The sequence below is a fragment of the Paenibacillus sp. S28 genome, from assembly GCF_016624415.1.
Taxonomy (GTDB): Bacteria; Bacillota; Bacilli; order Paenibacillales; family Paenibacillaceae; genus Paenibacillus_AQ; species Paenibacillus_AQ favisporus.
This window is the reverse complement of record NZ_JACVTM010000005.1, coordinates 285,033-310,906: the sequence shown is the minus strand read 5'-3', so window position 1 is coordinate 310,906 and position 25,874 is coordinate 285,033. Positions and strand designations below refer to the sequence as shown.

Annotated in this window: 23 protein-coding genes; 6 read left to right on the top strand and 17 right to left on the bottom strand. The window is 58.1% G+C overall.

What is annotated here, in order from left to right; translation table 11 throughout:
- Positions 1-8: 8 nt before the first annotated feature.
- Positions 9-173 (bottom strand): DUF1328 domain-containing protein, encoded by a 165-nt coding sequence (locus tag IAE55_RS15055; RefSeq protein ID WP_076172824.1) that lies wholly within the window; start codon positions 171-173, stop codon positions 9-11.
- Between the two features lie 155 nt (positions 174-328).
- On the opposite strand from IAE55_RS15055, the gene IAE55_RS15050 reads away from it, so the two are divergent.
- A complete protein-coding gene (locus tag IAE55_RS15050; protein ID WP_200633145.1) occupies positions 329-799 on the top strand; it encodes a MarR family winged helix-turn-helix transcriptional regulator in 471 nt (156 codons plus the stop codon).
- 174 nt (positions 800-973) lie between these two features.
- On the opposite strand, the gene IAE55_RS15045 is transcribed toward IAE55_RS15050, so the two are convergent.
- On the bottom strand, positions 974-1,150 hold the full coding sequence (locus IAE55_RS15045) for a hypothetical protein (RefSeq protein WP_186327594.1): 177 nt from the start codon (positions 1,148-1,150) through the stop codon (positions 974-976).
- On the opposite strand from IAE55_RS15045, the gene serS reads away from it, so the two are divergent.
- The gene (gene serS / locus IAE55_RS15040; protein WP_200633144.1) at positions 1,140-2,435 is read left to right on the top strand and encodes a serine--tRNA ligase; all 1,296 of its coding nucleotides are present in this window, start codon (positions 1,140-1,142) and stop codon (positions 2,433-2,435) included. The genes IAE55_RS15045 and serS overlap by 11 nt on opposite strands.
- A gap of 92 nt (positions 2,436-2,527) precedes the next feature.
- On the top strand, positions 2,528-3,034 hold the full coding sequence (locus tag IAE55_RS15035) for a DUF1572 family protein (RefSeq protein ID WP_105445692.1): 507 nt from the start codon (positions 2,528-2,530) through the stop codon (positions 3,032-3,034).
- A gap of 116 nt (positions 3,035-3,150) precedes the next feature.
- On the opposite strand, the gene IAE55_RS15030 is transcribed toward IAE55_RS15035, so the two are convergent.
- The 9 genes from IAE55_RS15030 to IAE55_RS14990 all read right to left on the bottom strand — a co-directional run bounded on the left by IAE55_RS15030 (position 3,151) and on the right by IAE55_RS14990 (position 17,443).
- Entirely contained in the window at positions 3,151-4,164 is a 1,014-nt protein-coding gene (locus tag IAE55_RS15030; protein ID WP_200633143.1) for a HoxN/HupN/NixA family nickel/cobalt transporter, read from the bottom strand.
- A gap of 311 nt (positions 4,165-4,475) precedes the next feature.
- Complete coding sequence (locus IAE55_RS15025) at positions 4,476-7,016, bottom strand: LamG-like jellyroll fold domain-containing protein (RefSeq protein WP_200633142.1); 2,541 nt, start codon at positions 7,014-7,016, stop codon at positions 4,476-4,478.
- Between the two features lie 440 nt (positions 7,017-7,456).
- A complete protein-coding gene (locus tag IAE55_RS15020; protein ID WP_200633227.1) occupies positions 7,457-8,596 on the bottom strand; it encodes a glycoside hydrolase family 88 protein in 1,140 nt (379 codons plus the stop codon).
- Positions 8,559-10,457 carry a heparinase II/III family protein gene (locus IAE55_RS15015; RefSeq protein WP_234489562.1) on the bottom strand — a complete coding sequence of 633 codons (1,899 nt, stop codon included), beginning with the start codon at positions 10,455-10,457 and terminating at the stop codon, positions 8,559-8,561. The genes IAE55_RS15020 and IAE55_RS15015 overlap by 38 nt, the downstream gene beginning before the upstream one ends.
- 33 nt (positions 10,458-10,490) lie before the next feature.
- Positions 10,491-12,134, bottom strand: coding sequence for a response regulator transcription factor (locus IAE55_RS15010; RefSeq protein ID WP_145161348.1), 1,644 nt, complete (start codon positions 12,132-12,134; stop codon positions 10,491-10,493).
- Positions 12,127-13,932, bottom strand: a complete 1,806-nt coding sequence (locus tag IAE55_RS15005; RefSeq protein WP_145161350.1) for a sensor histidine kinase — start codon at positions 13,930-13,932, stop codon at positions 12,127-12,129. Before IAE55_RS15005 ends, IAE55_RS15010 begins: the two co-directional genes overlap by 8 nt.
- Before the next feature lie 71 nt (positions 13,933-14,003).
- A complete protein-coding gene (locus tag IAE55_RS15000; protein ID WP_145161352.1) occupies positions 14,004-15,395 on the bottom strand; it encodes an ABC transporter substrate-binding protein in 1,392 nt (463 codons plus the stop codon).
- 239 nt (positions 15,396-15,634) lie between these two features.
- Entirely contained in the window at positions 15,635-16,474 is an 840-nt protein-coding gene (locus IAE55_RS14995) for a carbohydrate ABC transporter permease (RefSeq protein ID WP_200633141.1), read from the bottom strand.
- Positions 16,475-16,495: 21 nt separating this feature from the next.
- Entirely contained in the window at positions 16,496-17,443 is a 948-nt protein-coding gene (locus IAE55_RS14990) for a carbohydrate ABC transporter permease (RefSeq protein ID WP_442793335.1), read from the bottom strand.
- A 348-nt stretch (positions 17,444-17,791) separates the two neighbouring features.
- On the opposite strand from IAE55_RS14990, the gene IAE55_RS14985 reads away from it, so the two are divergent.
- Positions 17,792-18,262 (top strand): hypothetical protein, encoded by a 471-nt coding sequence (locus IAE55_RS14985; RefSeq protein ID WP_076172813.1) that lies wholly within the window; start codon positions 17,792-17,794, stop codon positions 18,260-18,262.
- Between the two features lie 25 nt (positions 18,263-18,287).
- Here IAE55_RS14985 and IAE55_RS14980 read toward each other — a convergent pair whose 3' ends face one another.
- The 3 genes from IAE55_RS14980 to IAE55_RS14970 form a co-directional block, all read right to left on the bottom strand.
- Positions 18,288-19,916: an NAD(P)H-hydrate dehydratase gene (locus tag IAE55_RS14980; protein ID WP_200633140.1), complete on the bottom strand. Its 1,629-nt coding sequence runs from the start codon at positions 19,914-19,916 to the stop codon at positions 18,288-18,290.
- Positions 19,917-20,076: 160 nt separating this feature from the next.
- Positions 20,077-20,709, bottom strand: a complete 633-nt coding sequence (locus IAE55_RS14975) for an NAD(P)-dependent oxidoreductase (RefSeq protein ID WP_105445833.1) — start codon at positions 20,707-20,709, stop codon at positions 20,077-20,079.
- A 79-nt stretch (positions 20,710-20,788) separates the two neighbouring features.
- On the bottom strand, positions 20,789-21,511 hold the full coding sequence (locus IAE55_RS14970; RefSeq protein ID WP_200633139.1) for a DUF421 domain-containing protein: 723 nt from the start codon (positions 21,509-21,511) through the stop codon (positions 20,789-20,791).
- A gap of 173 nt (positions 21,512-21,684) precedes the next feature.
- Here IAE55_RS14970 and IAE55_RS14965 point away from each other — a divergent pair, with 173 nt between their 5' ends.
- Positions 21,685-22,335, top strand: coding sequence for an MgtC/SapB family protein (locus tag IAE55_RS14965; RefSeq protein WP_200633138.1), 651 nt, complete (start codon positions 21,685-21,687; stop codon positions 22,333-22,335).
- Positions 22,336-22,639: 304 nt separating this feature from the next.
- Entirely contained in the window at positions 22,640-23,503 is an 864-nt protein-coding gene (locus IAE55_RS14960) for a hypothetical protein (RefSeq protein WP_145161362.1), read from the top strand.
- A 248-nt stretch (positions 23,504-23,751) separates the two neighbouring features.
- Here IAE55_RS14960 and IAE55_RS14955 read toward each other — a convergent pair whose 3' ends face one another.
- From IAE55_RS14955 to cysT, 3 genes are all read right to left on the bottom strand, one after another.
- Positions 23,752-23,970: a YezD family protein gene (locus IAE55_RS14955; protein ID WP_200633137.1), complete on the bottom strand. Its 219-nt coding sequence runs from the start codon at positions 23,968-23,970 to the stop codon at positions 23,752-23,754.
- A gap of 125 nt (positions 23,971-24,095) precedes the next feature.
- On the bottom strand, positions 24,096-24,956 hold the full coding sequence (cysW, locus tag IAE55_RS14950) for a sulfate ABC transporter permease subunit CysW (protein WP_145161364.1): 861 nt from the start codon (positions 24,954-24,956) through the stop codon (positions 24,096-24,098).
- Between the two features lie 74 nt (positions 24,957-25,030).
- Positions 25,031-25,864, bottom strand: a complete 834-nt coding sequence (gene cysT / locus IAE55_RS14945; RefSeq protein WP_200633136.1) for a sulfate ABC transporter permease subunit CysT — start codon at positions 25,862-25,864, stop codon at positions 25,031-25,033.
- Between the last annotated feature and the right edge of the window lie 10 nt (positions 25,865-25,874).

Sequence of the window (25,874 nt, the reverse complement as noted above, 5' to 3'; positions counted from 1 at the left end):
AGCTAGCGTCAACTGCTCCGTCTTCTGCCAAAAATCAGCGACAGAATAAACAGGATCAGGAAGACGAAAAACAGTACCTTTGCGACGCCAACGAGCGCAGAAACGATGCCGAAGAAGCCGAAAATCGCAGCTACGATGGCAATGATCAAAAACAAAATCGCGAGTCCGATCATCGTGATCACCTTTCTTTCGTTAGAATGTGGTACTTGTTTTTTAACCCTGAATCGGAGATTTGAACCTTGAAAAATGCCCCAGATCCGCATATAATTTGTCCATATTTGAACTGTTCATCATTGAACAAATTAATAAACGAAAGGTTGCCTGAGCCATGGATCACCAAGAACGCCAAGATCCTCCAATCAAGTTGGCCGGTGAAGTCGTTCAATCCTTTTCTGGCATTCAAAAACGCCTTCTGGAGTTTACCCGCAGCAACGCGGAGGGCCTAGGATTAACCGTGCTGCAGCTCGCCATCCTGAACACGCTGTATACCGCGCGCGGCATGACACTAAGAGAACTAACCGAGCGTCTCTCTTCTCCTAAAAGCACCCTTAGCGTTCAAGTGGAAGGCCTCGTCCAATCGGGATTGGTGGACCGTGTTATCTCCGAGACAGACCGCAGGGAGGTCAAACTGAGCCTTACCGCTGATGGACGGGAGCGTTCCCTTCAGTCGGCGGCTAAGCCCCGCTCCTACCAAGCCATGGCGTATGCCCTCGAGCAGCTCCCCGCTTCCGATGTGGAGAGCCTGCTCCGCATTCACCAAAGCATACAAAAGCTTTTGGAGGAGTATACATCCGGGTAAGGGATGTACGTATATTGTGCTTTTGATCGGTTTACGCTATACTAAACCGCAAAGAAATGAACAGTGACATTACGCCGATGAACAGCATCCAACTGTGAGGCGTTTTCGACCGGAGCGGATGGCGTTTCCCGCATGTACGCAGCATGACAGTGCAGCGGCTCCACCATTCTCTCTCTAAGTTAACCGGCCTCCGTCCGTTATCGCGGAACCAAGCGGATCGGCATTGCCTTCGGGCAGGCCGGTCAAATTGGGTGGCACCGCGAGCAAGCGCTCCTCGTCCCAAGGGATGAGGGCGCTTTTTGCATTTTTACAGGACAAAAGGACAAAGGAGACGGTATCGATGCTAAACATTCAATTCATCCGTGACCATCAGGAACAGGTACAGCAAGTCGCGGAGCAAAAAAACATTCCCTTTCAGGTGGACGATCTGCTGGAATGGGACGAGAAGCGAAGAAGGCTGCTGCAGGAGACGGAATCGCTAAGGGCGCAGCGCAATGAGCTGACCAAGAGCATCGCGGGGCTGCTGAAGCAGGGCAAGGACGAAGCCGCGGAGCAGCTTAAGGGCCAAGTGAAGGAGATTAACCGCAGCCTGGACGGCTGCGAAGCCGGTCTGCGCGAGGCAACCAGCAAATTCGGGGAACTGATGCTGCTCGCCCCCAACGTTGTCTCGGAGGACACGCCGATTGGCAAGGACGACAGCGACAATGTGGAAGTCCGCCGGATCGGGACGCCGCGGCCATTCGATTTTGAGATGAAGGATCATGTCACACTCGGCGAGCTGCACGATCTGTTCGATATTCCGCGCGGGGTCAAGACGGCGGGCAGCCGCAGCTATTATTTGAAGGGAGCCGGCCTGTTCCTTCATCTGGCCGTTCAGCGGCTGGCAATTGACCTCCTGGCGTCGCGCGGATTTACGCCGATGGACGTGCCGGTCATGGTCCGTCCCGAAGCGCTGGCCCGGTCGGGATTCTTCCCTACCGGGAAGGATCAGACCTATGAGCTGGCCGGTGAGGACAAGTGGCTCGTCGGCACTTCGGAGGTGTCGTTGGTGTCGTACTACAGCGACGAAGTGATCGACGCCGCCCTCCCTATCCGGCTCGCGGGCGTGTCGAGCTGCTTCCGCCGGGAAATAGGCTCGGCGGGCCGCGACGTACGCGGCTTGTACCGCGTCCACCAGTTCGCCAAGGTCGAGCAGGTCGTCCTCTGCGAGAACGACCCCGCGGCGTCGGAGGCGATGCTTCAGGAAATTACCGGCCATGCCGAGGAGATCCTGCGGCTGCTCGAGCTTCCTTACCGGGTGATGGCCGTCTGCACCGGAGACATGTCGCAGAAGACGTATAAGCAGTACGACATCGAAACCTGGATGCCGAGCCGCGGAGCCTACGGCGAAACCCATTCGTCGTCGAATCTGCTCGACTTCCAGGCCCGGCGCTCGAACATTCGCTACCGCGATGCGGAAGGCAGGCTGCAGTACTGCCATACGCTGAACAATACGGCGGTGGCCTCGCCCCGCATTCTGATCCCGCTGCTGGAAAACCATCAGCGGGAAGACGGCTCGATTTACATTCCGAGCGCCCTTCGGCCTTATATGGGCGGCATTGCCGAGCTGGTGCCCCCTGGCCCCAAAGCAGAGTAACCGTAATGTAGAATCACCTCCCTGCTTGCCGGGAAAGAAGGATGGCCCCTATACTGGTGTGAAGAAGTCATTTTATTGCGGAGGTGGTTGGAATGAGTGCCCACGACATCGGAACTGAATATTTCCGGGTGGTCAACGATAAATTCGCCGAGCTGAAGCGTTCCGCCGAGAAGGCGATCGCGCAGGTTCCGGACGATAAGCTGAATTGGTCGTTAAACGAAGACTCCAACAGCATTGCGGTTATCGTTCATCATATGAGCGGGAATATGATCTCTCGCTGGACGAACTTCCTTGATTCCGACGGGGAAAAAGAAGGCCGCGACCGGGACAGTGAGTTCGAGGGCACCGTGGCCTCAAGAGAAGAGCTGCTGGACATCTGGAACCGCGGCTGGGGCGTCTTTCTGCAGGCGCTCGGCTCCCTCGGCAGCGGGGACCTGCTGCGGACCGTCTACATCCGGGAAAAGCCGCATTCAGTGCTGGAAGCGATCGAACGGCAGATGTCGCACTATTCCAGCCATATCGGGCAGATCATTTACATCGCCAAACAGATCCAATCGGACGCTTGGGAGACACTGACGATTCCGCGCCGAAAGAACTAGCGGACAAAGAAAAACGCTTATCTCACGCACGTTCATATGAAGACAGACCGCGTTTATCCAAAAACGGGACCCGCCGGCATCACGCCGGGCAGGTCCCGTTTTTGCTTTCACGATCCTTATAGACTTTTCCCTTTCACCGCATACCGCTCTTCGATCCGGTAAACCTTCCAAAGGAGCACTGCCACGCCCCAAATGGCCAGAAACGCCACGACCAGGAAAATACCCAAATTTCCAAAGTCGATGCCTGCGATGACATCCCAGATGCCACCCGATAAATGAAGCTTCTCCGTCGTGATCTGCGCCAGCTCCACCGCGCCGACTGCCACAGCGGCGATCACCGAAATCGCCGTGACGATCAGGTTGTAGTAGACCTTCCGGATCGGACGGTCACTGGCCCAGGCATAGCTCTTGGTCATCATGAGGCCGTCCAGCGTGTCGAACAGGCTCATGCCAGCCGCAAACAGCAAAGGCAGCGCAATGATGCCCAGGACCGGAACCTGCTGGTTGGCCGCCCCAGCCGACATGGTAAGCAGCGAAATCTCGGTGGCGGTGTCAAAGCCGAGGCCGAACAGAAAGCCGATCGGGTAAATATGCCAGCTTTTCGTGACCAGCTTGAACCATTTGCCCATAAATCGCGTAAAGAAGCCTTTGGCTTCGAACATCTCCTCAAGCTCCGCTTCCCCGATCCGGTCTTCCCGAATTCGGCGGAACGTGCGCCAGAGCTGGGCAAACAGCATGAAATTGAGCACGGCCAGAAACAGCAGGAACACCCCTGACACGGTCACCCCGATGATGCCGCCGATCTCCTGCATCCCGGACATATGCTTGGCGACAAAGCGCACGGAAATGGCCGTCAGCACCGCCAGCAGGAAGACGACGGTCGAGTGCCCCAGGGAAAAGAAGAAGCCAACACCCCGGGAATCCTTTTTCTGCGCCACCAATTTGCGGATCGTGTTATCCACCGCGGCGATATGGTCGATATCAAAAGCATGGCGGACGCCAAAGACGTAAGCCGCAATTCCCATGCCGACAAAAGCCGGATGGGCGGGCACCACCGCAAATAAGGCAAGCAGCCCAAGGACATGGATCAATGCCACGCCCAGCATGTAACGGTTCCAAATGAATTTCATGTTTCCACCTTTCGCCCTTCATTCATAGGTATGTATCCCAATCCTGCCGTTTCCATCCTGCTGTCTAGTCCTAGTTTATCCTCTAACCTCTTAAAATGGTATCTTTCATTTGCAAAGGCTTACAAAAGTAACGGAAGGATTTCACCTCTCCTTTGTTCTTTGAATAAAACAGCACTCTTATATGAAAATAGCACCTAGTGTGCAATGAGCCCGTCAATGCAAATAAATTAAAAAGGGACAAAGCGAAAGGTCATCTTTCGCTTTGTCCCTCTTGTTTGTGGCCAGAATAGAAACTGGCCCCCCTCCATTGTTTAAGACGAATTCTTGGCCAAATCCGCCGCCTGCGCTGGCGTCAGTGCGCCATCGTACACGCGCAGCTCGTCGATCAGCCCTTTAAACGGCGGATCCCACCAATTGACGCCCAGGCTAAAGCTTGCCTTCGTGCCGGTAAACCAGTCCGGGAAGTTTGCTCCCTTGAACTTCTGCACCCCATTCACGTACACGGTCAGCGTGCCGTTCTCCACGGAAAAGGCCAAATGCGACCACTCGCCGGCCGGAATGGTCAGTCCGGTCGCCCCGTCATACCAGCTCGTGCTGCCCGACCAGACCATCGTATTGTCGGCGACGGCTCCCCGCGGCACGAGGCTCACCCAATGGTCGCCGTCCTTCGCGCCAAAGAAGGCCGTCGTGTACGTCGTCAGCTCCTCCGGTTTGATCCACAGCGCAACCGAATAGGCATTGCTTGAAATCAGACCGTCCGGCAGCCGGATCCCGGAGGCTCCGTCGAACTTGGCGGCCTGGCCTTGTCTGCCCTCCGCGAAGGTGATGCTGCCGCCGGACTTGTCAATCCGGTCGCCGGTCACCGTACCTGCGGCAAACCGCCCCTGACTGTCCGCCAAGTTACCCTCAAGGCCGTAATAAGCAGACAGCTTGGCGTCCTGGTACGGCAGAATGGTCACCGTAAAGGACTTCGTCAGCGACGCGCCGCCTTTGGTGATTGTCGCAGTGAGCACCGCTTGAACCGGGGCGCCACCCGCCGGACGGTGCACCTCACCTTTGGCCGATACAACCGCTTCGCCCGAGCTCTTCCAGGAAATCGCGGTGTGACGGGCTCCTTCCGCCGGAAGGGCCAGGTCCGACACGACCTTCGCCGTATCCCCCAGACTCAGATCGTTGTATACGTCCTGAACCAGCGCCTGATCGGTTTTGTCTTCAAGCCGGCTGCCCCAGACCGCCACGCCCTCCCGCGAAGAAGCCGTGAAGGTCATGACATAACGCTCGGACACCGGATCCCAGCCGCTGGCGAAGACGCCCTTGTACACAGAACCGGCAATGACAAGCTCCGCCTCGTTGTGCCCGGTCTTTTTCCAAGTGCCGGTCACATCGCCCGAAATCGTGTTGTCCTTGTTCAGCCGGATATACACGGAGGACTGGATATCCGCGGTCGTCCCTTTTCCGTGGTTGATGAATTTATATTCCCCGATCAGCTCCTGACGGTCCACCTTGCTCAACGTTTCTCCTGCATACCGGTATGGGGCAACCACCGGCCAGCCGTCCGCATTCATGTACATTTGATGCACCCGCACCTCATGCGCTTCGCCCATCTGCGGGAAACGGGTATGGAAAACGAGGAACCGCTTGCCGTTCGCATCATCCAGCAGCACGGAGTTATGCCCTGGAGACACATAGCCTACGCCGATGCCGGTGCCCGGATCGCCCACGTCTCTGGCAAACAGGTAGTTCCCCATCAGCTTGTTGCCGTACGGCGCGTTGTCCGTGTCTCCGGGCAGAACGGCGTTCTGGCCCTGGGCATCCACATACGGTCCGTCCGGGTTCTTCGCGCGGAACACCCGCATGTTGTAACCGCCGTCGGCTCCCAGCCAGCCGTAGGTCATGTACAGGTAGTAGTAGTCGGTAGCTTTATCAAACACCACATACGGACCTTCGCCCGATTTGCCGTAGCCTCCGGCCACCTTCGTGCCGAAATACCGGTCCACCAGGCGTCCGTCGGCGGTCTTGCCGTCTTTGCCGGGATATTTCACCTTGCCGGTCTTCGGGTCCACGGGAAGGACGAAGATACCACCGGACCAGGAGCCGTAAGACATCCAGAGCTGCCCGTTTTTGTCATAGTACAGATTCGGATCGATCGCATTCGGATACGTGCCGTTGGCAAACGACCCGTCAGCGTTGAACCAGGCACCGCTTGCCCCGCTGAGCTGTCCGGCGTCGATCAGCTTCGGAATGTTCGTGTTCGTCCACTTTTTATTGATCACGCTGTCCTTATCCTTGGCATCCCCCTCCGTAAAGCCGGAGTACACCAGGGTATCGACATACTGATAAGGCCCCTCGATCTTTGGCGACACGGCAAACCCGATGGCCGACCGGATATACGTCGAGGACGTGCAGTAGTACAGCATATAGGCGCCTTTGGTGCTGTCCGCATTCATATACTCAGGATTCCAGAACACGTCGGGGGCCCACACGGAGAAACCGCCCTTGCTGTCCGAATCATTCTGCCCGGCCCAGGCGAACGACCCGGCCAAATTTTGCGCCAGATCGCCATACAGCACGTTGCCCGGCGTCGTATACCCGTTCGTGAAGCGGGACCAGCTCTGCAGGTCCTTAGATTGGGCCGCCTCAATATGCGAACCGAAAACGTAATATGTATCGCCGTCCTTCACGATGGATGGATCGTGTACGGATACGTTTTGATACACCGGCGCCTGTCCCTGCTGCTCCTGCGTCTTGCCGCCTTTCTGCGCCGTACTGTCCGACCCGGTGCCAAATACCTGCCCCGGAACCGTGACGAACAGCATCATCATCAACAATGCCGAAACCCACCTTCTGTTCATGTTTGCTCCCTCCAACAAATAAAATCTTCAGAAAATAAGACCATTCAACCTTTTGCGAAAACGCATTCATTGATCCGCACAGCGCTGCTTCATCGTGACGCCTGCCGTGGCCCAGCGACCGATCCCTCCCTTTTTACCGTTTCATCGACCTGTAAACCGCTTTCAACATGTATTTCATTTAAATAAAACTAAAATGTTTTAAATAATCATATAATGGCAATCATGAAATTTCAATCGCTTTTGGAAAATTTTTAACTTATTGCTGCTGCAATAACAGTTATCACCCTTTATTAAGTTTAAAAAAGTATAAAACAAAATAAGGAATGAGACCCTAAAGTCCCATTCCTTTCGTCAATTCAAGTATTCAGCTGTAAAAAAACGGCTTCGACCGCTCAACCTTACACGTTCAAATCGCCCATACGCCGCAATACAACGCCCGCTTATTCCCAATAAAACGGTCCTTTCCCCTGCAGCCGGGCGAGGCCCTCCACGAAGAAAAAGTCGCCATAAATCAGCGGCACGTCCACATTCGTTTGGTTCGGATAATGGCTCGTCCCATGCAAAATGAGGCCTTCCTGCGCATAATCGTCAAAAGCGCCGTAGTTCACGTACAGCGACTCCAGCATGCGCACGGCCGGCTCACGATAGACGGCCGCTTCCAGCTCGCCCACCTGCTCTGACAGCAGGAGCAGCCCGCTGGCCGCGCACGCGCCGGCCGAGGAGTCGCGGTACTGCCTTTCTTCCAGCGGCGCCCGGAAGTCCCAGTGCGGCACGTGGTCCTCCGGCAGATTGGCAAGGAAGAAGTGGGCGACGCGCTTGGCCGTGTCCAGATAGGCTTGCTTGCCAGTATGATGATAGGCCAGCGTCAGGCCGTATATGGCCCAGGCCGTGCCGCGGGACCAGGCCGATTCCGGCGCATAACCCTGGCCGCCGAGGCCGCCGATGCGCTCGCCCGTATCCGGGTCGTAGCGCATGATGTGGTACACGGAGCCGTCCGGCCGGACAAAGTCGGCGGCCACCGTGTCCATATGCGCCTCGGCGACGTGGCGGTACCGCGGATCGCCGGTCATGGCGGACGCCTGGAACAGCAGCGGCACGTTCATGGCGCAGTCGATGATGGCGACGCCGGCATTATCCTCGCCTGCGGACCACGGATTCCAGGCGCGGATGAACCGGCCTTTCAAATTGAAGCGGGCAGCCAGGTAATTGGCCGCCTTGAGCGCCCTCCGTTTCGACTCCTCGCTTCCCGTCAGCTTGTAGGAAGCCAGGCTCGTCAGCGTCCACATAAATCCGAGGTCATGGTCGAGACGGGTGTAGCCGTCCAGCACTTCATCGAGCCGGGCCTCACATTCCTCGGCGATCCCCCGCAGACGCTCGTCCCCGCTGCCGTTATACAGCAGCCAGAGCATCCCCGGCCAGAAGCCCGCCGTCCACCAGTGCGGGGGTTCCAGCACATACTCGCCGTTTGGGCTGGCATGGGGAAATCCCGCCCCGATGCGCTGGCTCGTGCGCCGGACTTTATCCAGCGCCTTCCCCCAAGCTTCATTTACCCATACCGCTTGCGCGGCCTGTTCCGTCATATTCACTCCCGATCCCCACTTTCCTCTCATTTGGCTCAAACTCGAAGGTGACGACAACCCGGATGGAGGGCTCCGGCTTCCGGACCGTCAAATCGATCGTGTACCATTCGGCTTCACATCCGTCATGGTCCATAAACATCCGCCGGGTGATCTCCGGAGAGAGCATCCCGCCGTCATAACGCATGATCAGCTTCAAGCCCTGCTCTCCTGAACCTTGCAGTTCGATCCGGTCCCCCGCAAGCCGCGGCCGGACGCGGGTGACAAACCGCTCCACCACCGAGCTTGGCGCTCCCGTAAACTGGTACTCGTCCGTAAGCGCCAGACTCGGCAGCCCGCCCTGCATCTCCCAGCGGAGCGCACGGCGCAGGCTTTCCAGCCCTGCGTATCGGTAGGCTTGCGTGAGGTCCACGCCAAACACCGCTCCAGCCTCATCGACATAAGCCTCTTCGACCACCACCCGGCTGTCCTCTCCTTCGGCCTGATACTGGCCGCCGACGATCGGTACGCTGTGCCCCTGCGAGCCGTTGCAGTCGTAGGTGTAGCGCTCCGGTCCGAAATACGACTTCGTGTATTCTCCGCTGCCAAGGTCGGCGAGGAAAAACTCGCCGTCCCCGTACAGCATGAACTGCCCGAGGTCGTTATGATTGTGGGGCTCGGCGTTATGCCCGCCTTTGGCTGCAAAGCCGAACGCGCAGCTGGGGCCGGCATGCCGCCAGATGAGCCACTGTGCGTCGGGCAGGTAGCCGAAGAACGGCCCCCACTCGCTCTGGGCCGGCTCCCCGCTCTGCCACAGCAGATTCCGGATGGCCGGTGCCCAGCGGCTGCAGTGATCCTCCGTAAACGCAGCACGGAGGCGGGCCGGCGGCCGCTGGAACTCGGGATACAGGCCGGCCAGATAATCCGACAGCCCCGGCTGAATGCTGCCGCTTGGCCTGGAGTCGGAGAAGTTCGCCACCGCGCTTCCGCCAAGAAAGCATTTTTGCTGAAACAGCGCGATGCGGCGGACCTTGTCGCTGGCGAACCAGTCAAGCCGTCCACGGGACCGCTTCCGGAGCAGATCGGCGTAGTACGTAAAATAACCGAATCCGTAATTCCAGTAGCCGAGCCCCTCCTGACAGGCGCCGTCTTCACCGAACCCCGTCAGGTAGCAGTGCATGCTTCTCTCCGCCTTCGCCAGAACGGCCGCCAAACGGTCCGCATCCTCCATCAGCAGCAGCGCCGCCGCGCCGATCGAACCGGCGCACACGGCAGACCAGTTATGTACGGCCGACTCCCAGTGAAACTCCCGGGCCAAATACGGCTCGAACAGGCGGCGATGCACTTCATCCCGAATCCGGCTCCGGATCAGAGGCGGCAGACCGTCGCCCGTCAGGCACAGCAGCTCGCTGAGCGCGAAGCCGGTTTCAGCGCTGAACAAATCGATCTCTCCCCCGGCGTCCCCTTCCCCTAAGTGGGCGGGGAGGCACCAGGTATACTCCTCCAAAATAAGCCACAGCGTATCGCACAGAGCCTCGCGGTATTCATCCCGCTCCGGCTCAAGCATTGTCAGAATCGCAAAGGTGTTCAGCCGGCGGCGCCGCTCGAAATACACCCGCTCATACCCAAGCCGGCGCCCGGTGCGGGCAAAGTCGGCATACAGCGAGTACGTTAATACCGGCAGCGGCAGTCCAAGCAGCCGCTGACCTTCTGCCTGAATATCACGCCGGTCCGCTTCATACAGGTCCGAGGTCCGGACCTTCTGCCAGAAACGGGCCGCGTCGCCGTCCGGATAATACAGGTCCAACCCGGCGGGAGCCATGTCATGAGCCACTTCCTTCAGGGACGGACTTCCTTGCTCATGACAGGATGATGATTCCAGCAATTGCGAATCCTCCTCTCTTATGCGGTCCAAGCCTCACCGCAGCCGGCTCCGGTATTCGACCGGGGTCACGCCGGCGTAAGATTTGAATGTCTTAATAAAATAGCTTTGATTGTCATAGCCCAGCTGCTCGCAAATCTCCCCGACGGTCGCTCCCGTCCGGTCCAGCAGCTCCTGGGCCCGCATCATTTTGAGCCGGGTCACGTATTCAATAAAAGTGCTGCCCGTCTCCTTCTTGAACAGCCGGCAGAAGTAGCTGGTGTTCATGTGGAGGTGCTCCGCCACCTCGTCCAGCGAAATCCGGCTGTGCAGCCGCCGCGTGACGTACACGCAGGCTTCGGTAATCTCGGCCCGTCTGCCGGACTTATGTCCGCCAAAATCGGTCGCCGCCCACGACTCCAGATGCCCGTTCAGCCAGGCATGAAGATCAGCAAGCGAATCGATGTCCGCGATTTCCTTGTGGAGCGTATCCGCGGAAGATGCCGTCGAAACGGAAGGGATGGCTTGAAGCTTCAGCTTCAAATCGAGCAGCAGCTTGAGGACCCAATCCTTCACCGTCTCCGGCGGATACCGCTCCTTGCGGATCATCGCCATCCAGGCGGCCGTCGCCGACCGGATCGCCTGCGGCTCCCGGTCCAGCAAGGCCCCGCGCAGCTCGCCAAGTGCCTCATCGTAGAAGCTGAACAGATCCCGCGGCGGCAGGTCATCCCCTTCCGGCTCCGTTTCCAGCTTCGGCCTTGATGCGCGCAGCTTCACCGTCTCTCCGGGTTCCAGATAGAAACGCAGCCCGCCCGAGGCCAGCAGACCGCCAAGCGCCTGCTTCAAGCTCTCCGGCGAAGCGCAGGGCTCACCGATGCACAGCGACATGTCAACCTTAAGTACTTTTCGCAGCGCGGACTGGATTTCCTTCAGCATCTGCGCCGTTTCCTCATAAAAATTCCGATGGAGCCCCGGCTTGCCGGAGAAAAACAGCAGCCAGGTCCTGGCATCGTAACCCGCGTGTACCCCGCATGGTGCAAAGTTCTCCAGCACTTCCTTCATGACGTTGCCGACGGCAAAGCGCAGCGTTTGATCCGAGAAGAAGCGGTATTTCACCTGTCGGTAGTTCTCCAGAAATCCGGCGACAGGCAGGGTGTGCTCGCCTTCCCGGAGCAGGCCGTACTCCGCTGCTTCCTTCCTCCAGTTCTCCGGGAACAGAAGGGGCAGATCGATGAGGTTTTTCAGGCTTTGTTCCTTCCGCAGCTCCTTCGCCTCATCATACATGCGCTTCATCCGGCTGTGCTCCCATCCGGCCTGCTTCTCCTCATCCATCGCCTGCTTGAACCGGGTGAGCCGCTGTACCAGATCCTCCGGGTCAAGGGTGTCCTTCAGCAGATAGTCCTGTACGTTCAGACGGACGGCCTGCTGCGCATACTGAAACTCGCTGTGACAGGACAAAATGGCGATTCGCACGGCGGGATTCAGCTCCCGGATGCGTCCCGACAGCTCCAAGCCGTCCATCTTGGGCATCCCGATATCCGTAATGAGAATATCCGGGGTCTGGCGCTGGGCCTGCTCCCAGGCGCTCCATCCGTTCTCGTGGGTGGACATCAGCCTCAGCCCGAGCTCCTCCCAGCGGATCGTCTCTGACAGCAGCTCAATCACGGGGTAATCATCGTCGGCCAGCATGACATTATACATCCCGCAGCCCCTCCTTCCGTGGAATATGCATTTCAATCACGGTTCCGGCCCCCGGCTCGCTGTTCACGCAAGCCTGGAATCCATCGCCGAACATCATGTTCATCCGCTCCGACACATTAGGTAGGCCAATGCCTGAAAAGGAGCCGCTTGACGGCGAAGGCTCCGCTTCATAGGCGGCTCCGTTCAGGATCCGCATCAGCTCCTGCCTCCGCTCCTCTTCCATTCCCGCGCCGTCGTCAGCGACCGTCAGAATGATCCGCTCCGCCTCCGTCACCGCCCGGATCGATATCGTGCCCGCCTGGCGGCTCAGCCCATGGATCATCGCATTCTCGACCAAGGGCTGCAGGAAGAAGCGCGGCACTTTGATCAGAAACGCCTCCGGGTCAATATCCAGCTGCAGCGCGGCCTCCTCCTTCTGCCGCAGGTTCATCAGGGCGACGTAATGGGAAATCAGGTCGATCTCCTCATGCAGCAAAATTTCGTCTTCCTCGCGGCTGATCGTCATGCGGAGCAGGACTGACAGCGAGCCGATCATCTTGGCGCTCTCCGGATCGCCGCGCTTCATGACCTTCATCCGGATGGAATTTAACACGTTGAACAAAAAATGGGGGTGAATTTGCGCCTGCAGCATTTTAAGCTCGGCCCTTCGTTTGCGGGCCTGGTGGTCCGACACCTCGGCGATCATCTCTTTGACCCGGTCCAGCATCTGGTCAAACAACAGTCCGAGCCGCCCGATCTCATCGTTGCCGGCAACGCCTGAACGCACGTCCAGGTTGCCGCGCTGTACCGCGTTCGTTACCTTGCCAAGCCGGACGAGCGGCGTCGTGAACCTGCGCACCAGCACGATCAGCAGCAGAAGGAAGACGAAGAACGAGATCATTTCGAACAGAAATACTTTGCTGAAGATGGCATTCAGGTCCACGATTGCGTCCCGATACGGCTGCATCAGCACGAGATGCCAGCCGTTCATCGGAATCTCCTGCTCCACCATCAGGAACTTCTCCCCGTCGATCCGTTCAATCGAATACTGCTTGGTTCCCTCGTTCAGATCAGCATAAGCAAACTTCCTGCCGATTTGGCCGGCCGGTCCCGATACGATCGTGCCCGAGCCGTCTACCATCAGCACCCGGTTTCCTTTGGAGAGCCGGTCAAAGATGCCGCTAACCTGGTCCTCCACCCAAGACACCACCACATAGCCGTAAATTTCCGAATTGGCCAGCCGCAGCGACCGGGCTATGGATAACTGGTAAGGGTGATCGGCTTGATCCTGCACGTAGACGGTTCGCTCAGGCCCGGTCCAATAAGATTCCAGCCCTCTCAGCTCCTTCATCTGCCTGAACCAGGGCTGCCGGGTCAGGTCCGGCGGATTGTAATCGCTTACGGAATAATTCATGTAATACGCCCCGTTTGTCAGCAGCACGGTCACATACGTCTGCTCGCCGACCACCGTCAGGCTGTCGAGCTGCTCCAGCACCCGGTTCGCCTCGGTGAACCGGCGGTACGGATCCTTCTCCTCATTGCCTGAGGCGACCTGCTTGAAGTAGGTGTTCAAACCGGAATTGACCTGAATGTAGTTGGCGATGTTCAGCTTGCTGGACAGCAGGTTTGTGACGGATCCGGCCACCAGCTGCAGCGAATCCCTCGCGTTCGATACGGCCTGCCGCTTCACCGCCTCCCGCGATAAGCCGTTGTATACAATCAGGCTGATGACCGCGGGAACGACGATGCAGACAATCGACGCGAAAATGAGCTTGTGGCGAATCGAGCGCAGCGCCAAGTGCCGCAGCCGGTTGATCATGATGGTCCCCCCAGGGTACAAAAAAGGGACGAAATCGCCGTCCCCCGTTTTTGGATCATATTATACCAAAATTATTTTTGGTTGGATTCGATGATTTTGTTCACGCGCTCCTGCGAGTTTTTCACCGTCGCATCGATATCCTGGTTGCCGAGGATCAGCTTCTCGTATTCCTCGTTGACCGCTTTGAACACTTCGGCCTGGTAGGAGGCCGGCGGTACGATCGCCGATGCTTTCGAGGCGACCAGCGTGTCGACCAATGACTTCTTGTCGACCTTCTCCGGGGTTTTCGTGCCGGCGAGGATCGTATCGATGATTTGCTCCACCTGGTCGCTCTTCACCTGGCTCCAGGCCGGAATATTTTTACCCTGGACCGTCTGCCCTTCGGTCGTGTACCAGCGCACGAACTTGTAGGCTTCTTCCTTATGCTTGGACTTGGCGGCGACGGCGACATAATCGGTCGTGACCGGGGTGATACCCGTGGGATCGCCCTCCTTATTTTTCGGGAACGGCGCCACGGCGACGTTAAACTCCAGCGACACCTTATCCGTCCCGCCGATTTCGGTATTCATCCAGCTGCCGATCACGATCATGCTCGCCGATTGGTTAAAAAACTGCGTCCGGTAATTGAGCTTCTGCGAAATCATATCGGTATACGGAACGGAGGACTGGTCCTCTTTTTCCATTTTCAGCCGCAGTTCCAGCGTCGCCCGGAAATTGGGATCATCCAGATTCGAGGAGCCGTCGGCCTTGAGAAAGTCGGAATTTTCCGGCTGATTCTCCATCTTCAGCTTCAGGAATTCGAGCCAGCCCCCGCCCTGCGGGCCGTGGAAGTACGTGCCGTAGCGCTTGCTTGCACCTTCGCCCTTGGTAAGCTTTTTCGCATAATCGGCAAACTGGTCCCACGTCCAATCCGTCGGCACGCTCAGGCCCGCTTCATCCAAATGGTCCTTGTTCAATAGCACGTACCACGGGTTGAACTTGCCCGGAAGCGCATACACCTTGCCGTTCAGGCGGGTATCGACTTTATAATCCGTCTCTTCCTTATAACCGTCCTTGGCAATGTAGTCGTCCAGCGGTTCCGCCATGCCCAAAGCCACGCGCTGCGCGTATCCGGCCGGATCGCTGAACATGAGGATGTCCATCTGCGCGGAGGACGCCGCCTCCAGATCCAGTTTCTTGGAAGCCTCCTGCGTATCGCCTTTTTCGCTGAGCTGCACCAGCTCGATCGTGACGCCGGGGTTGGCGTCTTCGTAGGCTTTGAGCGTCTTGCTCCAATTGTAGGCTTCCTCGGTTCCATAGGTGTATAATCTCAGGTTGACCTTGTCCTGGCCGCCGCTTGATCCGCCGGAGCCGGACGCCGCCCCTTCGCTATCCCCGCCGCCGCTGCTTCCCCCGCAGCCTGACAGCAAACTGATCAGCAGCATGCCGGCTGCCGCGCCGGTAAGCCATCTTTTTCTCTTCATCCCTCAATAACCTCCCTTGGATTATGCTTGCCCGTGAAAATGCTTCTACCGCCAACTACCATACGGCTAACAGGACACGACCTTGGGCAGTATTTACCGCTTTATCTGCCTCCGTGTGCCTCCGTATGCCCACCGCTTGCCGGCTGCGTTTTCCCGTATCTGACGCTTTGATTATACCGGGGCCGTTCCCCCGGCTCATGACGCTAAATTGACCGTTGATCCTGCTATTTTGACGGATGCTAGCCCTTGACTCCCCCGAGGGCGATGCCAGCGATGACGTTTTTTTGCCCAATGATAAAAATCAGCAGCAGCGGGAAAATGGCGGATACCGCCGCGGCCATGATCAGCGAGTAGAACTCCCCGCTTAAAGACGTAAACTTCTGCATCGCCAGCGGAATCGTAAACAGCCGGTCGCTCCGCAGAAAGATCAGCGGATTCTGATAATCGTTCCATGTCCAGATAAACCGCAGAATGGCGTAAGTCGCCACCGCCGGCTTCACGAGCGGCAGCGCGATCGAGGAGAAGATGCGCGGATGGCCCGCGCCGTCGATTTTCGCCGACTCGATGAACTCCTGATGAATGCCCATAAAGAATTGACGGAGCATGAACGTGCCCAGCACGCTGAAGCTGCCTAGAATAATGAGGCCGAAATGGCTGTCGAACAAGCCGATGTTGCGGTACAAAATAAACTGCGGAATCAGGATGGCCTGCCCCGGAATCATGTAGGTGACCAGCACGATCATGAACAGCCAGCGGCCGGCGGCAAACTGGATTTTGGAGAAGCCGTAGGCGGCCAGGGCCGACGCCGTGCAGGAGATCAGCGTCGTCAGCACGCTTACCTTGATCGAGTTCCAGTAATAGAGATAAAAAGGGTAATCGCCGAACCACACCTCTTTATAATTCGCCACCGCGTTCCATTTCCTTGGAATCCACTGGATCGGGTAGACGAAGACGTCCTTTTCGATTTTGAAGGAAGTGACCAGCATCCAGATGAACGGCATCAGAAACAGGATGCTGACCGCCAGCATGACCACGGTGATGACTAGCCTGCGCCAGTCGGGCCCGGTATGTGTCGTCATTTTCCGCTCAGCTCCTTTCGCTTAGTAATTGACCCATTTCTTCTGGGCGGACCACTGTCCAAGGGTAATCAGCATAACAAAGGCGAACAGGACGGCGGCGATCGCCGAAGCGTAGCCCACCTTCAAATTGACGAATGCCGTGTCGTACAGGTACCAGACCATCATCGTCGTAGAGCCCACCGGGCCGCCCTGCGTCATCACCGCAATGATATCGAACACTTTGAACGTCGAAATGATACCCGTCACCATCAGGAAAAAGGACGTCGGCGACAGCAGCGGCACCGTAATCCGGGTGAATTTTGTCCAACCGTTGGCGCCGTCGATGTCAGCCGCCTCGTACAGGTCGCGCGGGATTGACTGCAGCCCGGCGATGTAAATGATCATGTTGAAGCCGATGGAGATCCAGACCGAAATCATCATGATCGACAGCAGCGCAAAATGCGGATCGGCAATCCATTTTGGCGGATGATGCACCCCGATCGATTTGAGCAGTTCGTTGATCGGGCCGTAGGAGGGCTGGAACAGCACCTGCCAAACGACGGCGACTGCGACGACGCTCGAGATATAGGGCATGAAGTAAGCGACTTTGAAGTAGCTCTTCATGTACACGAACCGGTCGATCAGGATGGCGAGCACCATCGAAATGAGCATGTACACCGGTACGGTCAGCAGAAAGATGACATTATTGCGGACCGATTTAATAAACATGTCATCATGAAGCAAATTACGAAAATTTTCAAATCCGACCCAGCGGATGCCGTTCCACCCCTGCACAAAGTTCCAGTCGGCAAATCCGAGCACCATCGTTGCGACGATCGGCACCAGCACGAGGATGAATACCCCGAGCAGCATCGGGCTGACAAACAGCATTCCCCACAGCGTTTCGCCCCGCTGGAGGGAGCCGCCCTTCTGGGTGCGTTCCCCTATGCCCGGCGGCGCTACCGCGGCCGTTTCCATTCGTTGTTCCAAGCTCCACACCCCGTTTCTTCTGCATTCCTTAAAGCCTGATTTGATTAAAAGAAAAACGTCGATCGACGTACCTTCACCGAAGACAGACCGCGTCTAAAGGAAGTTTTTCTTGCAATATCAGGAAGCAATGGCTCTGGATTTCATACTTGATATTATAAAAAAATACCGTCAGCAGCTTTGACGGTATTTTGATCATATTCACGCTAATTTTTACTTTTTTCAGCAGCGGAACTCCAAACCTGCACCGCTAAAACCTCTGCCGCCTGCAGATGACATCCCCAGTCACCTTTGCTCCGGCATCCGATTATGCTGTACTACGTACTATGGAATCACAAGGAGAGAAACTTGATGAATTCAGACCGCTCCCCCTTTATCTCGTCCAGGCTCAAATCGGGGCTGTACGCCCTGAACAAGCTCGCATCGGCCGGCTTGACGCTGCTCCTGCTGGTGATACTCTCCGGCATGCTGCCCCTTCAGGATCAGCTTCCTCTGGCATCGGACACCGATCTGCCCATTCCCTTGTCCTACTGGGTCTACGGTTATGCGATGACCGCCTCCATTCTGGCGGATTTTGTGCTGTACGTGCTGCCCCCCCTGTCCAGGGACAAACAAATCTCCATCTACGCGGCGGCCGGTTTTTTGTGCTTCTATGCGCTGTATGTACATGACGCCGCAGGAACGGACCATATCGCCTCCACGGTGGCGGGCATGTGTACGGTGCTGCTGTTTTACGTCGGGAAAAAGCTGTTTGTACGCGATTCGCTCATCACGCTGATTTTCGCCCTGCTGGTTCCCCTGCTCTGCTGGGGCTTTCTGTAGCCGCCGCTTTTGCGGCTCTGGCCGGCTACAGCGCTTCGATAATATCGCCCGCCACGAGGGATGCCGGATGTGCGCGGCGCCGCGCTGCGGCTTCGCCGGCCAGACCGTGCAGATACACGCCGAACGCGGCGGCCTGCGGACCGCTTGCGCCCTGGGCCAGCAGCCCGGCGATGATGCCGGTCAGCACGTCGCCGGCACCGCCGGTCGCCATGCCCGGGCTGCCGGTCGCGTTCACGTAAGCATCGCCGTCCGGCGTGGCGATGACCGTCCGTGCGCCCTTGAGCACCAGCGTCACCCGGTGCGCCTTGGCGTATTCGGACGCCAGGCGGATCCGGTCGCGCTGCACCTCGGCGGTAGACAAGCCGGCCAGCCGCGCCATTTCGCCGGGATGCGGCGTCAGCACCGTGGCCGCCCGGCGCGGCTTCCACGCGTCCAGGTCGTCGCTGGCGGCCAGCATGTTGAGCGCGTCGGCGTCGACGACCATCGGGCATGCCGCCTCCTCCCAGAGCGTGCGCAGCCAGCGTCCGTCGCCCTCGAAGCGCCCCAGCCCGGGGCCGACGGCGAGCACGTCGCGCCCGGCCAGCAGCTCGAGGACGCGGGCGGCGGAGGCCTCGTGCCAGTCGGCGGCGGTCGCCGAGGCGAGCATGACCTCCGGCGCGGCGCCCGCCATATGCGGCAGCAGCGGACCCGGCAGCGCCCAGGTAACGAGGCCGCTGCCGGCGCGCAGGGCCGCCCGCGAGCAGAGCAGGCCCGCGCCGCTCATCGGCAGGCTGCCCGCCGCTACAAGCACGTGGCCGTACGTGCCTTTATGGCCGTCCGGCGAGCGGCGGCGCGCCGTATCGACCCCAAGCCGCGTGCGCAGCACCTCCTCCGTCAGCAGAAACGTGCTGACGTTCTGCTGCGCGCACAGCAGCGCGGGGATGCCGATGGCGCGCACCACGATCTCCCCGGCGGCTTCCGCGCCGGGGAACTGCGCCAGGCCTCGCTTCAGGAACGCGAGGCCTACGGTCCGCCGTGCACGGATGCAGGGATCGTGCACGGCCCCCGTGTCGGCGTCCAGCCCGCTCGGGATGTCCGCCGACACGATGTCCCTGCCGCTGCCGTTCGCCGCGGCAATCAGCTCGGCGTAGGCGCCGCGTGGCGCACCGCGGCTGCCAGTGCCGAGCAGGGCATCCACGATGCCCGTGCAGGCGGTGAAGTCCACGTCGTCCCGGCCGTGGACGAGCACCGGGATGCCCAATACGCGGGCCGCGTCCCGCTGCAGCGCCGCCTCGCCGGTGAGGCGGCCGGGCTCTGCGGCGTAAACGATCGTGACGCGCATGCCCGCTTCACGCAAGTACCGCGCCGCGACCAGGCCGTCCCCGCCGTTGTTGCCCTTGCCGGCCAAGACGAGCCAATGCTCGCGCTCTGGTTCCGCCAGCCGGAGCGCGGCGTCTCCTTGAACCGCCGGCACAATATCGCCCGGGCTTCCACTCTTGGACTCGGCGCCTTGCCAGCTGCCGCTGCTGATATAACGGCACTCCCGGCACCACCGGATCACCTCCTCCGCGATAGCTCTGCCGGCGTTCTCCATCAGCGCCACCGCCGGGATGCCGACCTCCTCGATCGTTCGGCGGTCCAGCTCTCTCATTTCGTCGGATGTCACGATATACATCTGCCGTCTCCTCCTTATATGAAACAACCCCACAGATGTGGGGTTGTCTTCGATGTCATCCAGCTGTTTTAAAGGGACCCTCGTATTGTTCAATTCTAAGGCAGCCTCCGCCCGGATGCTTAATATAGAAGCAGCCCGACCGCAGAGACCCGTCGCTAACCTAGTAAGCTACCGTAAACCGGGTGCGGACGAAATACGGATCCTCCATTTCGTCGATCAGGGCCGCGGCCAGATCTTCGATCGAGATCCGGCTGCTGCCCAGCTCATCGGTGATGAGCATGTCCATGCCGATCCGGAAGTTGCCGGTGCGCCGTCCGGTTTCCAGCACCGCCGCCGGGCTGAGGTAGCTGTAATCCAGATCGGACAGTCTGTAAATGTCGTACGCATCCGCATGCGCCCTGGCAAGCGGCACCAGCTCCTGCGGAAATTCCGGCGTATCCATCAGCAGCGTATCCGGACCGGTCTTCAGGCTGCCCGCCCCGCCGACGATGAGCAGCCGCTTCACGCCGGCGCGCTGCACGCCCTCGATGAGTGAACGCGCGGCTTCCAGCAGCTCCTGCTCCTCGCCAAACGTCGGACCGTATGCGCTGATGACCGCATCCTGCCCCTCGCAAACGCTGGCCACCGATGCAGGGTCCAGAATGTTTCCGGTCACCACGTTCAGCCGTTCATGCTCCTCGGTCAGCTTGGCGGGATCCCGCACGACGGCCGTGACCCCGTGCCCGCGCTTCAGCGCCTCACGAACGATGGCTTTTCCGACCTGTCCACTGGCTCCAAATATCGTAATATGCATTGCATTGATCGTTTCCATAGGTTATTATCTCCTTCGCTGTTATGCCTGTTATTATTCTACATGACCTGTCTTCCGCATGCTATCCTTCCGCTTTTTGCAGCCGTCCGCTCCCCGTCTGCCCTTCCCGGTTATGCTGCAAAATGTATAATCCTTTCCCTTCCTCCCATTCGACATAGGCCAGCTTGCCTGGATCGCTGAAGCCTTTTTCCTTCAGCATGGCCGCCAGCCATTTCCGGTCTCTGCCGATCTGCTGCAATTTATCGTCGTTATAATCCCCATCCTCCAGCAGATTATAGGTCAGGCCGGATGGATCCGAATCCAGATCCAGATCCTGTTTTTGAACCGCTTCAAAATCCGCGTTCTTCAGAACGCTGAGCGAGCCGTTCGTTTCAAAGATGGCATAAGCAACCTCGCGCAGGGAAAAAATATCCTTTTGACGCAGCATCATGCGCAGCTGCTCAAAATCCAGCCGGTTCTTTTTCATTTCCCGCATATCCACTTTCCCGCTGTGTATTAATATGGAAGGCGTACCCTCCAAAGGCCCCCTCGTTCGGCGCGCATACTGGGTGACTTTTTCAAATAAATACGATAGGATGAACCAAACCGCCAGTCCGAACAGGAGCTGGCCATAGTGGACGTCCTTCTGGTATACCGTATTCCCCACCAGCTCGCTCAGCATAAGCGAGGAGACGAAGTCGAAGGGGGTCAGCTGGGAAATTTCCTTTTTCCCGAGAACCCGGGTCATCAGCCATAAGCCGATGAATCCCGTAATTAATTTTATGGTGATCATGCCATAATCCATAGCCTCCGCCTCCCGTGTCTCATCGTTTGCTCAATACTTACCCAATTCAGGGCGGGGGTGAAAATCCGATTGGCATCGGCGGGCTGAATGGGTAATGTTACCTGGGAAGCAGTACTTTAGGGACGGTGGATGGTTGCAAAAACATTTGTAGCATGGAGAGGAGTTGTTGTCACATGATTGGTGAATTTATCGTCCGGCTGGCCGTGGCCGGCCTGCTTGGAGCCGTAATCGGCCTTGAGCGGGAGCTGAGAGCCAAGGAGGCGGGGCTGCGCACCCACTTTCTCGTTGCGGTTGGAAGCGCATTAATTATGCTGGTATCCAAGTACGGTTTCTTCGACATTATGGACCACGACCACGTGGCGCTCGACCCGAGCCGGGTCGCCGCCCAAGCCGTCAGCGGCATCGGCTTTTTAGGTGCAGGCATGATCATTATCGAGCGGAAAAGCGTGCGCGGCCTGACGACCGCAGCCGGCGTGTGGGCTACATCCGGCATCGGCCTGACCATAGGCTCGGGCATGTATGCCGCCGGGATCAGCGCCACGATTCTCGTCATGATCGGCCTGGAGCTGCTGAGCATATTCAAAACCGGCAAAGCGCTCATCATTTCATTTGAGCTGGACGACAAGGAGTCCGTGAAGCCGATTCTAGAGCGCCTGTCGGCGCGGAAAATCGCAGTGACCTCCTACCAGCTCGAACAGGACCCGGGCGATAGCAGCCTGTATCACCTGAACATCAAAGCCAGGGCCAAGCATAACGGGACGCTGCAGGATCTGCTGCGGGAGCTGGGTGAACTGCCTCATATATTATCCGCAAACCTTGAGTAGCGAAGGTTAACCTGTTGAAATCCCGGAAAGGTTATGCAATAGTTAAGAAAAACGGCTATTGATGTATTTTCAAAGGAGACAGACCACATTTAGCGGAAGTTTTTCTTGCGATCATTGTATTTTTATCTTGCTTCACCTAAAGTTTGTAATTCCATGATCTAAAGAAAAACGGCTATTGATGAAACTTCACAGGAGACAGACCACGTTTAGAGGAAGTTTTTCTTGCGATCATTTAATGATTCAGCTTCACCTTTGAAATTCCTGATCTTGATAAAATAATAATGAATGAAGGGAGGTGGCGCTGTTGTCCCTTGCTCTACAGGCCGGCCTTGACCGGCTGACCGGAACAGAGTCAAATTTGATCATAGCTGGGCTCGCGGTCATCGTCTTCCTCTGGCTGTACATCCGCACATCCCGTTCCTTGAGGGCCGAGGCCGCCGCGCGGCTGGAGCTGCTGCAGCGCACCCTCGCCCTGTACAGCCGGGCGCAGGGCGTCCTTGGCGAAGAAGTGGAAGCCGCCCATGTCGGCGCCCAGGAGCCGGACCAGCTTGTCCAGCTGCTCCAGGAATGCAAGGCGGCCCCGCTGATGACTCCGGAGCTGCTGGACATGATCGATGCTTACATACGCGAACGGGATTTCTCCCGGCTCCTGATGCTGCAGAAAATGCTGGACCGGGAAATCCACCGGCGGATTCATGAACAATCGGTGCTGATCCGCAAAATAGACAATCCCGGCTGGGGCACCAGCTTCTGGAGAATGATCCGCCCGGCGGTTCCTTTCGCCGCTCTGGTCCTCACCCTGTATTGGTTCATCCAGCTGTATAACGGCTTTCAGGACAGCGGCGCCGCCGCCTTGTCGTGGACAAGCCTTGAGCTGTGGACGCGGCTCATTTCATGCCTCGCGGCCACGCTCTTCCTGTACTGGGTCATCATGGATACCCGAAGGGATACGCCGGGCATTCTGTACCGGCTGCTCGCCCTGATCATCGCCGCGGTGGCGCTTCTGCACCTGCTCGGTTTAACCGCGGCACCTTACATACTGGCCGTCCAGGTGGTGCTGTTCCTGTTCGGCTTTAACCTGAACCCCAAGCCCAGCCGCCGGAACCGGCCCTATGCCGGCCACCGCGAAGTATCCCAGGACAACGAGGAGAATCCGAAGGATCGCTGAGCCTCCAAAGCCTGCGTCCAGCGGATTTCCCCCTCGTTCCACTTGTGGAATAGGGTCGGCTCAAAGAAGACAGACCGCGTCTAGAGGAAGGTTTTTCTTGCGAGATCAGGAAGCAGAAGCTCCGAAACTTATACTTTCTGATCTCTTAAAAAATAACCCCGCTGTCCTGCCCCCTTCCACGATGGAAGGTAAGGCATTCAGCGGGGTTATTTATTGTCCGTTCGTCATGCTGACGGGGGCGTTCGAGGCTAGCGCAGCCCGGACTCTCTTCCGGTCCTCCGCTCGGCTCTTCCTGCCGCCTTCACGGAGCTGCCCGGCGTGTTCTCGAACCGTTTGCGTTCCGTCCGCTCCATCTGCACGATCTGTCCCTCATGCACAACGATGTGAAGCGAACCGAATTCCATATCGTTCAGCTGACTCGCAATACGTTCCTTCCATACTTCATCAACGATAAGAGGTTTTGCCACAATTGACGCCTCCTTTAGTTCCTGGATTTTAAGGAATATGAGCCATTGGGGATGAATGTAATAATAATCCTTCTTTTCCAACCAAATTAGTATGGTTTAACATTATCACGCGGGTAAAATCGCTGTCAATGAGCATTTTTCCACGACAGCCAACTTTTAAAAAGAAGAGTGACCAGCGCCAGCAGCAGGAGCAGCGACGCCACCGCAAACGACGCCGAGAACTGGTATTCGTTATACAAAATTTCAACGTGCAGCGGCAGCGTATTCGTCTGTCCGCGGATGTGCCCGGAGACGACTGACACCGCCCCGAATTCCCCCATAGCACGGGCGTTGCAGAGGATCATCCCGTACAGGAGGCCCCATTTAATATTTGGCAGGGTCACCCGAGTGAATACATGCCAGCCTCGCGCGCCAAGCGTTACAGCCGCCTCCTCCTCCTGGGTGCCCTGGTCCTCCATCAGCGGAATTAATTCCCTCGCCACGAAGGGAAAGGTCACGAACAGCGTCGCCAGGATGATGCCCGGCACGGCATAGATGATTTTGATATCGTGGTCGCTCAGCCAGGGGCCGAACCAGCCGTTGGCCCCAAACACGAGCACGAAGATCAGCCCTCCGATGACGGGCGACACCGCAAAGGGCAGGTCGATCAGCGTGATCAGCGCCCCTTTGCCGCGAAACTTGAATTTAGTAATGGCCCAGGCCGCGGCGATGCCGAACACCGTGTTCAGCGGAACGGTCACCAGCGCAACGATGAGCGTCAGTTTCAGGGCGGACAGCGCGTCTGGATCGGCGAGAGCCGCGACGTACACATCCCATCCCTTCTTGAGCGCCTCGGTGAGGACGATGAGCAGCGGCAGCACGATCAGCCAGAGCATCGCCAGCCCAGCCGCCGTAATCAGCAGCCATTTCACCCAGGCCGCTTCCGTCGTGGCCGGAGAAGCCTGGGCACTCGTTTGAACGGAAGTCATGGGCACGGTACCTGCCATAGGAAAGCCCTCCTTTTCTTAGTGACACTTGAGCATAGGGGATAGTCCGGGCCGGGTTAAACCCGTGCGGGGCATTAACGCACCGAGCGCCGTGTCCACCGCTGCAGCGAATTGATGACGAGCAGCAGCAGAAACGAGATCAGCAGCAACAGGATCGCTACGGCGGCGGCGCCGGCATAATCGTACTGCTCCAGCTTTGACATGATGAGCAGCGGGGCGATTTCCGTCTTCATCGGCATATTTCCGGAAATGAATACGACCGAGCCGTATTCCCCGATGCCGCGCGCGAACGCCAGGGCAAAACCCGTCAGGAGCGGCGGAATCAGCTCCGGCAAAATGATGGTCCGAAACGTCCGGAATCGCTTCGCCCCGAGCGTGGCGGCCGCCTCCTCGGCGTCCCGCTCCGCATCCTGCAGCACAGGCTGCACAGTCCGCACAACGAACGGAATGCCGATGAACATCAGCGCGATCGTAATGCCCAGCTGCGTAAAAGCCACCTTGATGCCCAGCGGCTCCAGCAGCGAGCCGATCCAGCCGTTTTGCGAGTAGAGCGCAGTCAGGGCGACCCCCGCTACCGCGGTCGGAAGCGCAAAGGGCAGGTCGATCAGCGCGTCAAACAGCCTTTTACCGGTAAACTCGTAACGCACCAGCACCCAAGCGATCAGCAGCCCCAGGATCGAGTCGATCAGGGCGGCCGCCGCCGAGGTCAAAAAGCTGATCTTGTAAGAGGCCAGCACCCGCGGGTCGGTAGCCACATGCCAAAATTTGTCCCAGCTCAGCCCTGTGGAATTTAGGAGGAGCGCCGACAGCGGGATCAGCACCACCAAGCTCAAATACAGCACGCTGTATCCCAGCGTCAGCCCAAAACCCGGCAGCACCCTCCGCCGGGCCGCATTCACTTGACTCATGACCGTTCAT

Bases quoted from the DNA above. Each gene is read 5' to 3' on its own strand.
- IAE55_RS15055 (WP_076172824.1), bottom strand. From the start codon at position 173: ATGATCGGACTCGCGATTTTGTTTTTGATCATTGCCATCGTAGCTGCG.
- IAE55_RS15050 (WP_200633145.1), top strand. From the start codon at position 329: ATGGATCACCAAGAACGCCAAGATCCTCCAATCAAGTTGGCCGGTGAA.
- serS (WP_200633144.1), top strand. From the start codon at position 1,140: ATGCTAAACATTCAATTCATCCGTGACCATCAGGAACAGGTACAGCAA.
- IAE55_RS15045 (WP_186327594.1), bottom strand. From the start codon at position 1,150: ATGTTTAGCATCGATACCGTCTCCTTTGTCCTTTTGTCCTGTAAAAAT.
- IAE55_RS15035 (WP_105445692.1), top strand. From the start codon at position 2,528: ATGAGTGCCCACGACATCGGAACTGAATATTTCCGGGTGGTCAACGAT.
- IAE55_RS15030 (WP_200633143.1), bottom strand. From the start codon at position 4,164: ATGAAATTCATTTGGAACCGTTACATGCTGGGCGTGGCATTGATCCAT.
- IAE55_RS15025 (WP_200633142.1), bottom strand. From the start codon at position 7,016: ATGAACAGAAGGTGGGTTTCGGCATTGTTGATGATGATGCTGTTCGTC.
- IAE55_RS15020 (WP_200633227.1), bottom strand. From the start codon at position 8,596: ATGACGGAACAGGCCGCGCAAGCGGTATGGGTAAATGAAGCTTGGGGG.
- IAE55_RS15010 (WP_145161348.1), bottom strand. From the start codon at position 12,134: ATGTATAATGTCATGCTGGCCGACGATGATTACCCCGTGATTGAGCTG.
- IAE55_RS15005 (WP_145161350.1), bottom strand. From the start codon at position 13,932: ATGATCAACCGGCTGCGGCACTTGGCGCTGCGCTCGATTCGCCACAAG.
- IAE55_RS15000 (WP_145161352.1), bottom strand. From the start codon at position 15,395: ATGAAGAGAAAAAGATGGCTTACCGGCGCGGCAGCCGGCATGCTGCTG.
- IAE55_RS14995 (WP_200633141.1), bottom strand. From the start codon at position 16,474: ATGACGACACATACCGGGCCCGACTGGCGCAGGCTAGTCATCACCGTG.
- IAE55_RS14985 (WP_076172813.1), top strand. From the start codon at position 17,792: ATGAATTCAGACCGCTCCCCCTTTATCTCGTCCAGGCTCAAATCGGGG.
- IAE55_RS14980 (WP_200633140.1), bottom strand. From the start codon at position 19,916: ATGTATATCGTGACATCCGACGAAATGAGAGAGCTGGACCGCCGAACG.
- IAE55_RS14975 (WP_105445833.1), bottom strand. From the start codon at position 20,709: ATGCATATTACGATATTTGGAGCCAGTGGACAGGTCGGAAAAGCCATC.
- IAE55_RS14970 (WP_200633139.1), bottom strand. From the start codon at position 21,511: ATGGATTATGGCATGATCACCATAAAATTAATTACGGGATTCATCGGC.
- IAE55_RS14965 (WP_200633138.1), top strand. From the start codon at position 21,685: ATGATTGGTGAATTTATCGTCCGGCTGGCCGTGGCCGGCCTGCTTGGA.
- cysW (WP_145161364.1), bottom strand. From the start codon at position 24,956: ATGGCAGGTACCGTGCCCATGACTTCCGTTCAAACGAGTGCCCAGGCT.
- cysT (WP_200633136.1), bottom strand. From the start codon at position 25,864: ATGAGTCAAGTGAATGCGGCCCGGCGGAGGGTGCTGCCGGGTTTTGGG.